Genomic DNA, 13,720 nt, shown 5'->3' on the forward strand with positions numbered 1-13,720 from the left:
ATGCCGGTCAGCGCGCTGGTCTGGCCGAGGCGGTTGCCAACAGCAACGGCCAGGTCCAAAGCCTCGCGGTATCGCTCACGGGCTTCCCTGTACTCGTCCTGGAGCCGGTGGGTGTCGGCGATGCCGGTCAGCGCGCTGGTCTGGCCGAGGCTGTCGCCAACAGCAACGGCCAGGTCCAAAGCCTCGCGGTATCGCTCACGGGCTTCCCTGTACTCGCCCTGGGCGAGGTGGGTGTCGGCGATGCCGGTCAGCGCGCTGGTCTGGCCGAGTCGGTCGCCAACAGCAACGGCCAGGTCCAAAGCCTCGCGGTATCGCTCACGGGCTTCCCTGTACTCGTCCTGGGCGAGGTGGGTGTGAGCGATGCCGGTCAGCGCGCTGGTCTGGCCGAGTCGGTCGCCAACAGCAACGGCCAGGTCCAAAGCCTCGCGGAGCAATTCGTCTGCCGGAACATTCCGCTCGTTGTAGCGGAGCCAGCGTCCTGCCTCGATCGCCAAGCGCTGGGCCCGGTCCCAGCCTTCGTTCAGCGCTGCCGTTGCCGCTGCCTCCAACTCAGAGGATCTGGACCGCAGCCAGGCGACCGCGTCGGAGGGATCACCGAAGCGCGTGGTTCCCGCCTCTGCCTCCCGCTCGGCAGTAGCCCCGAAGAGCGAAAGGTGCGCGGCCGAGAGCTGTGCCAAGAGATGCGCGTACAGCAGGCCGCGGGCCTGGTGGCGGTGTGCGGCTGCCTTCGGTTCTGCCACGGTTCTGGCGTGAGACAGGAAGAGGTCGTGGAAGGTGACGCCGGTCGGGCCCTCTTGCAGCAGGTGGCTCTTCATCAGCCGGTCCAGACGGAGTTTGGCCGCACCGGCGGTGAGCAACATCATCGCGGCGATCGAGTCGGTCGAGTATTCGCGTCCGGGGTGCCAGGCGCAGTGCCAGAGGGTCTCGCGGAGGTCGGCAGGCAAACGATCGTAGGAGGCGCGGAAGGCCAGCCGTACCGCAACCTCTGCTCGGGGCACCTCAAGGAGAGGATTGGGCCCGCCCATCGCGTCGAGCATCTCGGTCGTGCTCTTGCCGTAAAGGAACGCTCCCACTGTGCTCAAGGCCACGGGGAGGTAGCCGCAGCGCCGCGCGAGCTGGGCGAGTTCGCCGCGCTCTGCACGGATTTCCGGTACGCCGGGCTCGGGACGGGCCAGGTTCTTGAGTAGTTCGATCGCGGCCTGCTCGGGAAGCCCTGTGAGGCTGATCTTGCGGTCGGCGTCGATGTCCTGGTTACGGCTGGAGACAAGAGTGAGACAACGGGCGTTCTGGCCTGGAAGCAGGGGGCGGATCTGGCCGGCGTCATGGGCGTTGTCCAGCAGAAGCAGGACTCGGCGGCCGGCCAGCCATGATCGCCATTCCTCCTGTCGAGCGTCTGGGCTCGCCGGGATCTTGGGGTGGCCGATCAGGCTGAGCAGTGATTCGAGAGCCTCATCGGGGTTGCGCGACTCTCGGATCTCCGGTTCGAATCCGTGCAGATTGATCTCCAGTTGGCCGTCCGGGAACTGATCCTTCAGGCGGGCCGCCGCCTGGGAGAGCAGTTCGGATTTTCCGATGCCGCCCATTCCGTGCACGAGGCAGATCGCCGGGCGGCCGTCGGGCGCCAGTACCTCGTCGCCGAGGGCCATCACTTGGGCGAGTTCGCTCTCGCGGCCCACATAGAGTGCCGCAGGTGCAGTGAGGGACGTGGGCCCAGGGGCGCGGGCGAGAGTGGGGGTGGGGGGAGCCAGCGTACCGGCGTATGCCCGATTCGGCGCCAGCACGATGTCGCCACCGTTGTTGCGAGTGCCGATCTGCGGCTCGGGCAGCAGCGGATCGGCGGCGCGTTTCACGCTCAGCCTTTGTCGCAGGTAGCTGTAGCCGGTGGCCACGGTCAGCAATTCCCGATGCTCGCCAAGGTGTTTGTTCGGATCGCCCGGTACCGGGCCGACGGCACCACCCTCAAGTAAGGCGAGCAGCTCACCCGTGAAGGAGCTGTACGTCGCCCCCGGCGGGCACATCGCTGGCTCGGCGCCCGATGCGGCGGTGAGCACGCAGGTGCCGTCCATGTCTGCGAGGTTGATGAGGCTTTCCCCGGCGGCGGCCGGGCGCACTCCGGACATCCGGCCGTCGAGGGCCCGGCCCGCGTAGCAGCAGTCGAGGATGACGAGTTTGCGGGCGGCGGGCGAGTTCAGAACGGCTTCGCTGACGTACTCGTAGTCGATCCACTGATAGAGGCGGTCCAGACGAGAGGAGGGAAGCCCGAGGTAGAGCCGCGAGGCATGGTCGGGGTCCCAGTGGCCGTGGCCAGCGTAGTAGACCAGCAGTGTGTCCCTCGCGGTGGCTGCGACCTCCCACAGCTCGTCGAGAAGGGGTACGGCCGCGACGGGTTGCGGACGGGACAGGCAGTGTTCGTCCGGGAGGTTCCAGCCGTCCGGTCGACGGAGGAAGTCGTACAGGGCTTCGATGTTGCCTTTGACTCCGCCCAAGTCGCCGAGCTGGGAGTACGCGTGCGCGCCTATTAGAATGGCACGCGAAGCGCCCCGCTCAGGAAGGGTCACGAAGGCTCCCCCGCGTCTGGGGCAGGCTCCGCGCTCGTCTCTCCCTCAGCCAGTGAATGGATCAACCGCTCGATATCTTCCACAGAACCACCACTCACCGTCACCGGAGTGCCGTTGAGCATAAGAGTCACGCTCGTCGGCGTACCACCACCGCCAGCCCTTGCCCGCCGACCCTCGAAGAACGCGGCCAGGCTGACGGCCAGGGAGCCGTACGCCGCTCCGTTTGTCAGTACGGCGTTGAGCACGTCGAACGCGCTCATCTGGCCACCGGTCTGCCGCGCGTTCAGACGCAACGGGATACGTTTGCTGGCCGGATGACGGCGCAGGTGTGAGTGGAGTTCGATGAGCGCGGGCGAGTCGCTTGGAACGGCAATCTGGATTTCCATACGCGGCTGGCCCCCGAGGTAGTGCGGTAGTTGATCGCAGCGCTGCTGCGGACAACTATCCTCCCCTGGAGGGGTATTCGAGCGCCATAGAGGCACGCGGGGACTGCACGGCAGCCGGAGACCCGCCTCCGGCGACGTGGCAGCAACGCACAGCGCCAGCCTTGGTTGCTCTCACCCATCCGGCCGAAGTGGTGACCGCGCGGGAGCAGCGGCGACCGTCGCGGATCAGGCGCCGGCCCTTGTCGCGCCCGTCCGCCAGCTCGGCTGTTGAGCTTCCGCATCCGGGGCAGCGACCAGAATCGTCGGGCACCGTCGCGGACGAGGTAGAAGATCACGCGCGATTCTAAGCGATGCCGGGCGGCACCGTTCGAGTAGATACAACAAAAGGGACCGTCACATGAGTAGCGGCACTTCAAATGCAGTCGTCGTCCTGCTCAACGCATACGTGCGCCACGCCCCCGGCTCCCTTGGGAAGGCCTCACTGGCCACGCGCTACCTGAATCCGCAGCTACGAGAGGGCCCACGGCAACGGGTCGTGCGGTCGCGGTTCGGAGCGCGGTTTGCCGTGGATACTCAGGATCTGATTCAGCGCTATCTCTACATGTTCGGCGTGTGGGAGCCGCACATGACGCGGTGGTTGCAGGGTCGGCTAGGGCCAGGGGACACGTTCATCGACGTTGGCGCGAACATCGGGTACTACAGCGTGCTCGCCGCGCAACTCGTCGGGAACGGAGGCCGGGTGGTGGCCATCGAGGCGTCGCCGGCGTTCCATCAGAAGCTTCAGCAAGAGGTGCGGCTCAACAACTGGGGCAACGTGCGTGCGGTGAACGGCGCCGTCTCCGATGAGCGGAAGATGCTGACGTTCGTGCTGGCCAGCTCGGCGAACATGGGCGCGAACAGCATCGTGCCGTACGAGGGGCCGGCAGAGTCGTCGTTCGAGATCGAGGCACTTCCGCTGCCGGAGATCCTGACGCCGGACGAGGTTGCGAGCGCGCGGATCATCAAGATTGACGTCGAGGGGGCGGAGGGGCCCGTCGTACGCGGGCTGGCGCCCATGCTCGACAAGCTGCGGCCAGACGCCGAGATCACTGTCGAGGTGACCCCCGATCGCATGGCTCAACTAGGCGACTCGGTCGAGGAGTTGCTGACGACCATGCTCGAGCACGGGTTTCACGTCTACCGGCTCGCCAACAACTACGCACCCGAGTCCTACCCTGCGGCAATTCGCGGGCCGCGTGTATTGCCAGTGCGCTGGCGGGGGCCGGTTGTCGAAGAGAGTGATCTGGTCTTCTCCCGGATCGACGCGGAGACACTCGGCTGATCTGCCCTCGAACGCGCCGTGGCCCGGCTCCTCCAGAGTGAGGAGCCGGGCCGCGGTTCGTGGCGGGCACTACGACCAGCGGATGGGGTCTTGTCGTCCGTCGGCGCAAACAGGGCATGGGACTCGACGCGTACGACGACACGTTGCGCATCCTCGGAAGCCGCAGCAGTCCGGACACCAGATCTTGCGGTGCCCCGTGCAGCACCCGCAGTACGTCGCCGAAGCGATAGGCGCCCGCGTCTCAGGGACAGCCGCCGTGGTCATCCGAAGGACTCCGCCGGCAGTCGCGGGCCGTCGTCCTCGTCCCCTTCCTCATCGTCTTCGTACGGGGTCGGCAGCCGCGCGCCCCTGCTCTCCGCCACCCGAAGCACGTCACCCAGTGACTCGGTCGCCCGCGCGAGCGCGAAGCGGAGTTCGCGCGTCCCGGCGTTCGCGTCGGCGAGTACGGCTTTCGCGCCCCCGAGGACCTCCGAGCCTGACTCTGTCTGTGCCTCTTCTACCTCGTCCGCGAGACGTGATACCACTCCCCCGGAGCCGTCGGCACTGAGGTAGCAGGGCTTCCCATCGAGCGTGTTCCAAGGCAGCAGTCGAAGAGCCGTGTCTCGACCTGCGGTCGTCGGGAATGTTGTTTCGTTGCGCTGCGCGTTCATCCGGCTGCCTCCATTTCCTCAATGTCAGAGCCAGTGGTGAGAAGGATCTCCGTGCGATCGCCGGGCAGTACCACGAGTGCCCCCTCCACCACGCGAGCGTCAGCGTCGGTCGCCGTCCGCTGGATCACCAACACGGGTGTGCGCATGGTGATGTGGAGCGTCTGCGCCTCGCTCGCCGTTGGGAATCGGGCAGTGATCTGCTCGGTCATCGTCACCACCCGCACGCCGGCCGTGGTCAGTAGGTCCCGCACGTTGCCGCCCCACGGGTCGGAGACGTCTTCAGGAAGGCCGAGTCTGGCCACGGCGTGCGGGACGTATACGCGGGCCACACTCCGCGGTGAGGTGCCGAGATGGCTGACGAAGACGTACTCAGCCAACGCGGCGCCCGCCTTCACGCGCAGTAGCGAAGACAGCCGACTATCGGCCTCCACCAGCGCCGTCTCAAGCCTGACGTCGACAGCCGTGCTGACTATCCCCCGCCGCTCCGCACGCCTGTCGACGGCGTACGTCACCCGCTGTCCGGGTCGGCGCACGAAGTTGCCACTACCGTGGCGCTTCTCCACCAGGCCCTCGCTCTGGAGAACTTCGAGCGCGTTCCGCAGAGTTGGCGTACTGACCCGGTAGCGCGCGGCAAGTTCCGGCTCTGAGGGCAGCCGGTCGCCCACCAGCCACGTACCGGCGGTGATGAGGCGACGGAGTTCGTCCGCGATGTGCTGATAGCGGTTAGCCATGGGCGGCCTCCGTACGCGCTTCGTCGGGCTGGTCCCGATGGCATGGGTAACCGCACGTCTCGAAGACGACCGGCACAGGGGCCGACGGGCGCTTGAGATCCGTCTCCTCACACGCGGTGTGCGTGTCTATCCGGCAGATGGACGAGACGTAGGGCGTCACCTCTGGCCGCGGCGATTGCTGACGGTGTCCGCGCATCAACTCACCTCCGGCAGCTCGAAGTACGGCCGGATGAGAAACGTACGAGCCGGCGAGCCGCACCACACCCGCGTGCGTTCTTCGGTGGTCATGACGTACGGGCGGATGAGGGCGGCCTCCTCGGCGCGAATCGGCTCCGCGTGTTTCGGGTACCACAGCGGCTGAGCCACCAGCCGCACCGGAGTGGAGGCGCGCGCCTCGGTCGGTCCGGTCGTCGCTGTGCGCCGATGGCGATTCTTGGGAAGTGGCACGAACTGCCGTCTGGTCCAGGCGGCAGCCCGGCGGATATGGTCGAACACGCTGATCAGCTCCCTAGGGCTGAAGGCCATGCCCCCGGACAGTGATGGCTGTCCCGGGGGCGTTCTTACTGATGGCGGCCCATACGGTGCGACCGCCGGCGCTGGTGACGACGAGCCCGAATAAATCGGCTGCCTCCAACGCCCGTAACAGCTCCTGCCAGGTCTCGACGGAGGCCGATCCCGGCACCTCCGTCTCGATGCACATGTGGTCGTCTTGCTCCGTCACGCGCGGAGTGAGCCCGACGGCGGAGAGGCGTGCAGCCATGTGACCAGCACGTTCTTCAGGTGAGGGCACAGAGCCTCCGTCGCCACGCGATCACTATATGTGAAGCTAGTTAACTAGATTAGAGCTAGTGGACTAGATTTTCTACATGCGTGAGCAACCGCCCTACCTCCGGATCGCCGACGTGCTGCGCCAGCGCATCGCTGACCAGGACTGGACACCCGGCGACCGCCTGCCCTCCCGCGCGCAACTCGCCCAGGAATGCGGGGTCGGCGAGAACGTCATTCGCCGTGCGCAGGAGCTGCTCATCTCGCTGGGCGTCCTGGAAGGGCGTGCGGGATCGGGCACGTACGTCGCCGAGCCGCGCGAGCGTCTGCGCATGGTTCGCTCGCAGTACCGCGAGCAGCGCGGTGGCTCGCCATTCCGCGCGGACATGTCATCGCTGGGCAAGCGGGGAACGTGGGAGAGCCGCACGGAGGCGAAGGTGCCGGCACCTGCCGGAATCGCCGCGCGCCTCGGCATCGCCGATGGGGACCTCTGCGTACGTACGGCCTACGAGTTCCTGGTCGACGGTAAGCCAGCCCAGATCTCAACGAGTTGGGAGCCGTACGACATCACGGCGGGCACGCTGGTCGTGTTGCCCGAGGGTGGGCCCCACGCAGGTGAGGGCGTGGTCGACCGCATGGCCACGATCGGCATCACGGTCAGCCACGTCGTGGAACAGCCAGAGCCCGGCCAGGCCGACACCGAGGAGGCGACGCTGCTCGGCGTACAGCGCGGCGCGCTCATCACCCGGATCCGGCGCACGTATTACAGCGATGAATCACGACCGGTGGAGACGGCCGACATCGCCATCCCCGCAGCGCTCTGCGAAATTGTCTACGAAGTTCCTGTCAATCACTGAGAACGCGTCTTCTGAGACATCACGCAACCGTGCGGCGTTACTTATTGGCAGTTGTAGACTTACCGCGGCATGTGACTGCACGTCACAACCTGTGTGACCTCGAAGCTGGCTCCCGGAAGTCAAGCAGCAAGGAGGCACCATGGGTGACAAGCAGAAGCAGCCACACAAGGAAAAGGGTTCAGCCTGGGGCCCTCTCACGTTCCTGGCCACTCTCGCGCGGCTCGCGCTTGACTGGTTTCGGCACTCGTGAGGGCCACTAACCGAACCCTGTTCCAGCGACACACGACCGCCTAAGCGGTCTTCTGGAAGCATGCAGGTGCTTCCTCTGTGGGGCTGCCTTCTGCACCGAAGGCGGCCCCACGCCTGTTTGACCGTATTGCTAAACGATGTCAAGCAATACGGCCAGAGACAGAGTACAGCTTAGCGTCGCGTAACTCTGAAGTTCAGCCCCTCCAGCCCCTGCCTTATGAGTTCGCACAGGTCAGACGCACATCAAGACAGAACCCCAAGCGACACTTACCTTCGAGGGCCCACGAATCAGCGAACCGCACCCTCATCACTAGTCAGCTGGGTACTTCCACCCGAAGTACGCCAACGCCCGTGCCCGCGCCTCCACCACTGCCATCCGTGCGTCGCGCTCGCCCGCGTCCGTGTGCGCTGACTGGCTCGTCGCCTGACCTGGCCACTTCCGGTACAAGAGCCCGACTTCGCTGCTGAACCAGCCGCGGCTCGTTGAATTCAGGGCCAGCAGAAGGCCCGTGTCCTCCGAGGCCGGCAGGGCCATCCAACCGCCCAGCGCCAGGAGCAGTTCGCGGCGGACGAAGAGCGTTGCCGGGTGGACCTGGGCGCGGTAGTCGTGGGTCGACCAGTAGTCGAGAACGGTGCCGCGCTCGATCGGTCCGTTGTCAGGGTCGCCGTCGAAGCCGACCGTTGTGCCGTCAGGCAGCAGGTCGAGTACGCGGGACGTCGCCCAACCGATAGTGCGGTCGGCTTCCAGCGCCGCCAAGTCGCGCGCCAGCGCACCCGGGGTCAGTTGGTCGTCGGCGTCCAGGATCCGCACGTACTCGCCGTCCGCGTGCGCGAGAGCCAAGGTGCGGGCCGTGCCCGGCCCGCCGGGGCGCCCCTGACGGAATGTCACGCGCGGGTCGTCGGGGACATACGGAGCGACCTCGTCGCTCTTGCCGTCCTCCTGGATCACCCAGTGCCAGTCCCAGCCCTCCGGCAACTCCTGCTGGCACAGCGACTTGTACGCGTCCGGCAGGAAGTGCGCGGACGGCGGGTGTACGGCCGTGATGATGATGACGCGCCGACGCACGGCACTCACCACCTTTCCAGGGGAGTGGTGAAGAGCATTTCCGTGCGGTCACCGGGCAGCGTGACGTCCGACATCTCCACCACACGGTTGTCGAGGTCGAATGACGTCTTACGGAGGAGCAGAACCGAGGTCCCCGGCGGCAGGTCCAGCTCTTCCGCCTCCTCCGGTGTCGGTGGCCGGGCGGTGACGCGTTCCTCGATGCGGTCGAGTTCGATTCCCACGGTGTAGAGCTGGTTCTGCGTGCCCCCCGGCCACGGCTCTTTCGTCTCGTCCAGGAGGTCCGGGTTCTGATCGACCAGGGAACGGATCAGGTAGGACGTGACCAGGTTGAACGGGGATCGCTCGACGGCGTACCGCGTCCGGTACGTACGCACCAGGAGCGCGGTTCCCTCGGGAACGCCGAGCGCCTCCGCGATCTCCGGGCCCGCCTCGCCGTCGCTGTAGGCCGCGTGGAAGACGAGATCGTTTATCTCTAGGCCGGTGTCGTGCTCGGTCGCTCCGGTCTTCAGCCGCGTGGCCTCGGGAGCGCGCACGCGCTCCTTCTCCCACTGATGCCGGCTGTTCGCCCGAAGAATCGAGGTGCGGGACTGGCGGACGAAGTTGCCGCGGCCGTGCTGCTTCTCGATCAGTCCCTCGTCCTGGAGGAGCCGAAGCGCGTCGCGGATGGTCGGCACGCTCCGCCCGTGCTCCGCCGCGAGTCTCGTCTCCGAGGGCAGACGGTCGCCAGGCATCAGTTCACCTGCGCGGATGGACTGACGTAGCTCGTCCGCGATCCGCTCGTACACCTTGGCCACTACGGCTCACCGTCCCGTTCCTGATGACGGCGTCAGCATACGACTCATAAAGAGGTCTTGACGACTGGAGCAGGGGTAGGTCATAGTCAAATCAACTCCTCAAGAGGAGTTGAGGAGTGCATCTCCTGATGACTTGCTGTGCGCCCGGAGGCCCCCGTGAAACGGGGTCGAAGGAAGCGCTCGTGTCTTGAGAACTGAACAGCGTGCCTGAACGAACGAGTGTTTTTGATCTTCGGCACCGCCGCCGTGTGCGGGGCTGCCGGAGGTCATGACCGCTCGTCCCTGATGAGCGGCCGTCTTCAATCCGTCCTCCCCCTCACTCCCGAAAGGGGATCCGATGTACCTCGGAATCGGCGACGTCGTGAGAGATCGCTCCGACATGGCAGTCGGCATCGTCGTCGGCGTCACCAGCCGGGCCACCGGCAACCGCGTGGCCGTCTACGTCTCGGGCAACGTCTCCGGCAACGCGGTGCGGCTGAGCGAGCCGTACGACCTGGACTTACTCGCTCGCCACGCCAGGCCGACCTCGACCAGGCGGGGCGTGCTCGCCCTGGGCGTCCTTGTCCTTTCGGTACTCGCCGCTTTCTACGGCTGCCTGTCCGCCCACGCGCTGGGCGCCGGCTGGCTGCTGATGTTCCTGTCCGGCCTCGGCGGCTGCACCGCCGTACTCACCGCGTACCAGTGGTGCAGCCGCCTGACCGGCCCCCGACGCTTCCGCGTCTGAGCACGTCCTCAGCCGTCAGGCGGTGGTCGACGGATCACAGAAGCACACCGCCCCGGCTCCCCTCCCCGTCCCATCCCACGTATAGGAGAGAACCGATGCGCTTGTACGTCGGTAGCCAGGAGGCCGTAAACGCCTTCGAGTTGGACGAACTGGCCCACGGATATGGGCCCTTGCCCCCCGAGGACTTTCGAGACCTGTTCCTCGGCCAGGACGACGAGTCCGAACAGCAGCGCGCGGCGCGCGAGATGGCGGCCCGCGACGTACTCGCCGAGCTGATCGAGCGGAGCGACGACGACGAGTGCGCGATGCTCAACGCGCTCTACGCGGCTCAGCTCATGGCACTCGTGCCGCTGAGGCGCCGAGCCGACGCACTTCCGAATTCGGTGCGGCAGGCAGCGTGAGCGCGGCAGCGGAACAGACGTCGCCGCCCCCACTCGGCAGGGCGGACAAAGCGCTGCTGGGAGTGGTCATTCCCGCCGGCGGTGGCGTAGGCGGTCTCGGGCTCGTCGCCTCGTACGACTCCGTCTCCACCGCTGCGACCCGTTGGGGCTTCACCGAGGCGTGGATGCTGCCGGTCGGCATCGACTTGGCGATCCCCGTCTTCACTGCGGCCAACTTGCTGTTGATCCGGCTCGGCATGCCGCTGGCGTGGGTGCGCTTCGTTCCGTGGGGGCTGACCCTGATCACCTGCTGGCTGAACATCGCGGCCGGCACCTCTCTGTCGGCGAAGATCGCCCACGGCGCCATGCCTCTGTTGTGGGTCGTCCTGAGCGAAATCGCCGCGCACGTGTACGCGGTCCGCATCGGCGTCGCCACCGGCGCCCGGATGGAACGCATCCGCCGCTCACGCTGGCTGTTCGCGCCGCGTACGACGCTGATGCTCTGGCGCCGGATGGTGCTGTGGGAGACCACCGACTACCGCGAGGCGCTCGCGCTGGAGAAGCGGCGCCTCCTCGTACGCGCCGAGTTGCGCGAGCGATACGGCCGAGGGTGGCGGAGGAATGCGCCGGACCGCCAATTGGTCCTGTTGAAGTTGGGGGAGCTGGCGCCGACGGCCGAGACGGAGATCCAGCCCGAGCCTCCCGCCTCTCCCGGCGAGCCGGGCCCCGGTCCGGAGCCCAAGCCATCGCGAAAGCCCCGCGTCCGTCGCAAGAGCTCGCGTCTGACGTGGGACGAGGCGATGACCAAGGCCCGTGCGGAGACGGCGAGTTGGCCGTACGCCGCGCTGGACGCCGAGCCCATTCGTAAGGCCATCGGCTGTAGTCAGGAACGCTCCCGACAGCTGCGCGACGTGCTCAGGTCCGAGCGCGCACCGGCGGACGCGGAAGCGGATCTCTCCCCTGTCTTGGCCTGACGTGAGCCCAACCCCGCACCCGTAAAAGTCCCTTGAACTGAGGCCCGGCCGCTGCTTTGGCGGGTAGGGCCGGGCCTCGGTTTCCCTCCCGTTCCGGAAGGAAAATCCAGTGAAACACGACAACCACGAAGACAAGGGCGACGACGAGTCCCACCCCAACCGCCCGACCAAGTCGCCCGACTCCAACCCGACGGAGTCGGGCGACCCGACCAAGCCCGTCATGGTCGACCGTCCCGGCGAGCCGACCGGCCCAAGTCTGGTGGGTCGGGTGCTCGGTGCGAAGCGGCGCCCGGTCGTCCCTGCGTGGGCGAAGTCGAGATCCGAGTTCAAGTCGACGGGCAAAGGCGTTGCCGCGTACGCCTGGCACGTCGCCGCGTACCACGCGGTGCGCGCGCCCTGGTATACGGTCCGTCTCGTACTCCAAGCCCCTTGGGGCGCCGCCCAGTTCGTCGGCGGCTCGCTGCGGTGGGTGGCCGACGCCGAGGGTGAGCCGTTCCGGCAGGCGTCGGCCACGCGCGAGGACGTTGACGAGTATCTGAAGCTCTCTCGTCAGCGGGACCGACGGGTTCGCTGGCGTGCGGTCGTCGCCGTCCTCGCCTCGGTCGTGGGGCTCACCACGGCTCTGACCTTGTACGTCCTGGCCCCGGCCTGGTTGCTCGCCCTGGCTGGCTCGGCCACCACTCTCGCGCTCGGACGGCTGGGGCAGCCGGCCGACGCTCCCGTCATCCGCCGGGCTGTCGAGATCCCCAAGACGACCAAGCTGACCAGTGACATCGTGCTGCGCGCACTGGGGTCACTCGGCATCCCCGCGATCAACCAGGCGCAGTCCAAGGGCGGCCCGGGATTCAGCTTCACCGCCCCCATCACGCGGGACGGCCCCGGATGGATGGCTGAGGGCGACCTCCCGTACGGCGTGACCGTGACGGATGTGGTCGACCGACGCGACAAGTTGGCATCCGGGCTGCGTCGGCCGCTCGGATGCGTATGGCCGGAGGCGGTCCCCGACGAACACACCGGCCGACTCAGGCTGTGGGTCGGAGACCAGGACATGGCCAAGGCAGCGAAACCGACCTGGCCGCTTGTCGAGCGTGGCTCGGTCGACCTGTTCAAGCCCGTCGGGTTCGGCACCGATCAGCGTGGGCGGTGGGTGGAGATCACCCTCATGTACATCGCGGGAGTCATCGGCGCGATCCCGCGCATGGGTAAGACCTTCCTTCTCCGGCTCCTGCTGCTGATCGCCGCGCTCGACGTACGTGCCGAGTTGCACACGTACGACATGAAGGGCACCGGCGACCTCGACCCCGTGGGCGACGCGGTCTCGCACCGGCACCGGGCGGGGGAGGAAGAGGAGGACTTCGAGTACGCCCTGGCTGACCTGCGCGAACTGCGGCAGGAACTACGGCGCCGCGCGAAGGTGATTCGGTCGCTGCCGCGCGACATCTGCCCGGAGTCGAAGGTGACTTCGGCCCTGGCCAGTAAGGCGAAGCTGGGGCTGCATCCGATCGTGATCGGGGCGGACGAGTGCCAGAAGTGGTTCGAACACCCCAAGCACGGGGCGGAGTTCGAGGAGATCTGCACCGACATGGTGAAGCGCGGTCCGGCGCTCGGGTTCGTGCTGCTTCTCGCGACGCAGCGCCCGGACGCAAAGGCGCTGCCCACCGGCATCAGCGCGAACGCGTCGGCCCGGTGGTGCCTGAAGGTCATGGGCCAACTGGAGAACGACATGGTTCTCGGCACGTCCTCGTACCGCCGGGGCATCCGGGCAACGATGTTCGCGTGGGGCGACAAGGGCATTCACTACTTCGTGGGTGAAGGCGCCGACGCCCGCATCGTCAGCGCCTCGAACATCGACGGCGTGGCCGCCGAGCGGATCGCTTTGCGGGCCCGCGCTCTTCGGGAAGCGGCTGGCACACTCTCCGGCCACGCGTTGGGGGAGGCGTTCGAAGCCGCCGAAAGCCCGGCGTACGACCTGCTGGCCGATCTCCTCGCCGTCATGCCCGCCGAGAAGCCGAAGGTGTGGGGCGAATCCCTCGCTGCGCTGCTGGCTGAACTCCGGCCGGATGTGTACGGCCAGTGGTCCTCGGAGCAACTGACGTCCGCGCTCAAGCCGTACGGCATCCGCACCGCGCAGGTATGGGGCGTCACTGAGGACGGCAAGGGAGCCAACCGTCGCGGCATCCAACGCGCCGATGTCCTGCGGGCGATCGCAGAACGTGACGGAAGGGCCGACGCGGCATAGCACCGCGCGCCGCTAGACCTAGCACC

At 67.1% G+C, this 13,720-nt stretch carries 13 protein-coding genes; 6 read left to right on the plus strand and 7 right to left on the minus strand.

Annotation, left to right across the window (positions count from 1 at the left end; genetic code table 11):
• Both ACFT9I_RS28905 and ACFT9I_RS28910 read right to left on the minus strand, forming a co-directional pair.
• The coding region (locus ACFT9I_RS28905; protein WP_382569015.1) for a tetratricopeptide repeat protein at nucleotides 1–2,558 on the minus strand (2,558 nt) is incomplete at its 3' end.
• The gene (locus tag ACFT9I_RS28910; protein WP_382569017.1) at nucleotides 2,555–2,944 is read right to left on the minus strand and encodes a hypothetical protein; all 390 of its coding nucleotides are present in this window, start codon (nucleotides 2,942–2,944) and stop codon (nucleotides 2,555–2,557) included. The genes ACFT9I_RS28910 and ACFT9I_RS28905, both read right to left, overlap by 4 nt.
• A gap of 397 nt (nucleotides 2,945–3,341) precedes the next feature.
• Here ACFT9I_RS28910 and ACFT9I_RS28915 point away from each other — a divergent pair, with 397 nt between their 5' ends.
• A complete protein-coding gene (locus ACFT9I_RS28915) occupies nucleotides 3,342–4,265 on the plus strand; it encodes an FkbM family methyltransferase (RefSeq protein ID WP_382569018.1) in 924 nt (307 codons plus the stop codon).
• Nucleotides 4,266–4,525: 260 nt separating this feature from the next.
• Here the strand turns inward: ACFT9I_RS28915 and ACFT9I_RS28920 are convergent, their stop codons facing one another.
• The 3 genes from ACFT9I_RS28920 to ACFT9I_RS28930 form a co-directional block, all read right to left on the minus strand.
• The gene (locus ACFT9I_RS28920; protein ID WP_382569019.1) at nucleotides 4,526–4,915 is read right to left on the minus strand and encodes a hypothetical protein; all 390 of its coding nucleotides are present in this window, start codon (nucleotides 4,913–4,915) and stop codon (nucleotides 4,526–4,528) included.
• A complete protein-coding gene (locus tag ACFT9I_RS28925) occupies nucleotides 4,912–5,646 on the minus strand; it encodes a GntR family transcriptional regulator (RefSeq protein ID WP_382569021.1) in 735 nt (244 codons plus the stop codon). The genes ACFT9I_RS28920 and ACFT9I_RS28925 overlap by 4 nt, the downstream gene beginning before the upstream one ends.
• Nucleotides 5,647–5,841: 195 nt before the next feature.
• On the minus strand, nucleotides 5,842–6,171 hold the full coding sequence (locus ACFT9I_RS28930) for a hypothetical protein (RefSeq protein WP_382569023.1): 330 nt from the start codon (nucleotides 6,169–6,171) through the stop codon (nucleotides 5,842–5,844).
• Between the two features lie 341 nt (nucleotides 6,172–6,512).
• On the opposite strand from ACFT9I_RS28930, the gene ACFT9I_RS28935 reads away from it, so the two are divergent.
• Entirely contained in the window at nucleotides 6,513–7,268 is a 756-nt protein-coding gene (locus tag ACFT9I_RS28935; protein WP_382569025.1) for a GntR family transcriptional regulator, read from the plus strand.
• Between the two features lie 559 nt (nucleotides 7,269–7,827).
• On the opposite strand, the gene ACFT9I_RS28940 is transcribed toward ACFT9I_RS28935, so the two are convergent.
• Nucleotides 7,828–8,583, minus strand: coding sequence for a glycosyltransferase family 2 protein (locus ACFT9I_RS28940; RefSeq protein ID WP_382569027.1), 756 nt, complete (start codon nucleotides 8,581–8,583; stop codon nucleotides 7,828–7,830).
• A gap of 5 nt (nucleotides 8,584–8,588) precedes the next feature.
• Entirely contained in the window at nucleotides 8,589–9,377 is a 789-nt protein-coding gene (locus tag ACFT9I_RS28945) for a GntR family transcriptional regulator (RefSeq protein WP_382569028.1), read from the minus strand.
• Between the two features lie 337 nt (nucleotides 9,378–9,714).
• Here ACFT9I_RS28945 and ACFT9I_RS28950 point away from each other — a divergent pair, with 337 nt between their 5' ends.
• The 4 genes from ACFT9I_RS28950 (at nucleotide 9,715) to ACFT9I_RS28965 (ending at nucleotide 13,694) form a co-directional block, all read left to right on the plus strand.
• Entirely contained in the window at nucleotides 9,715–10,101 is a 387-nt protein-coding gene (locus tag ACFT9I_RS28950; RefSeq protein WP_382569029.1) for a hypothetical protein, read from the plus strand.
• 95 nt (nucleotides 10,102–10,196) lie between these two features.
• The gene (locus ACFT9I_RS28955) at nucleotides 10,197–10,502 is read left to right on the plus strand and encodes a hypothetical protein (protein WP_382569030.1); all 306 of its coding nucleotides are present in this window, start codon (nucleotides 10,197–10,199) and stop codon (nucleotides 10,500–10,502) included.
• Nucleotides 10,499–11,455: a DUF2637 domain-containing protein gene (locus ACFT9I_RS28960; RefSeq protein WP_382569031.1), complete on the plus strand. Its 957-nt coding sequence runs from the start codon at nucleotides 10,499–10,501 to the stop codon at nucleotides 11,453–11,455. The genes ACFT9I_RS28955 and ACFT9I_RS28960 overlap by 4 nt, the downstream gene beginning before the upstream one ends.
• 109 nt (nucleotides 11,456–11,564) lie before the next feature.
• The gene (locus ACFT9I_RS28965; protein ID WP_382569033.1) at nucleotides 11,565–13,694 is read left to right on the plus strand and encodes a cell division protein FtsK; all 2,130 of its coding nucleotides are present in this window, start codon (nucleotides 11,565–11,567) and stop codon (nucleotides 13,692–13,694) included.
• The last annotated feature ends 26 nt before the right edge of the window (nucleotides 13,695–13,720 follow it).

It is taken from the genome of Streptomyces sp. NPDC057137 (genome assembly GCF_042670825.1).
In the GTDB taxonomy this organism is placed as follows: Bacteria; Actinomycetota; Actinomycetes; order Streptomycetales; family Streptomycetaceae; genus Streptomyces.

Excerpts from the sequence above, each read along its gene's own strand:
- ACFT9I_RS28910 (WP_382569017.1), bottom strand. The coding sequence starts at position 2,944 with ATGGAAATCCAGATTGCCGTTCCAAGCGACTCGCCCGCGCTCATCGAA.
- ACFT9I_RS28915 (WP_382569018.1), top strand. The coding sequence starts at position 3,342 with ATGAGTAGCGGCACTTCAAATGCAGTCGTCGTCCTGCTCAACGCATAC.
- ACFT9I_RS28920 (WP_382569019.1), bottom strand. The coding sequence starts at position 4,915 with ATGAACGCGCAGCGCAACGAAACAACATTCCCGACGACCGCAGGTCGA.
- ACFT9I_RS28925 (WP_382569021.1), bottom strand. The coding sequence starts at position 5,646 with ATGGCTAACCGCTATCAGCACATCGCGGACGAACTCCGTCGCCTCATC.
- ACFT9I_RS28930 (WP_382569023.1), bottom strand. The coding sequence starts at position 6,171 with ATGGCCTTCAGCCCTAGGGAGCTGATCAGCGTGTTCGACCATATCCGC.
- ACFT9I_RS28935 (WP_382569025.1), top strand. The coding sequence starts at position 6,513 with ATGCGTGAGCAACCGCCCTACCTCCGGATCGCCGACGTGCTGCGCCAG.
- ACFT9I_RS28950 (WP_382569029.1), top strand. The coding sequence starts at position 9,715 with ATGTACCTCGGAATCGGCGACGTCGTGAGAGATCGCTCCGACATGGCA.
- ACFT9I_RS28955 (WP_382569030.1), top strand. The coding sequence starts at position 10,197 with ATGCGCTTGTACGTCGGTAGCCAGGAGGCCGTAAACGCCTTCGAGTTG.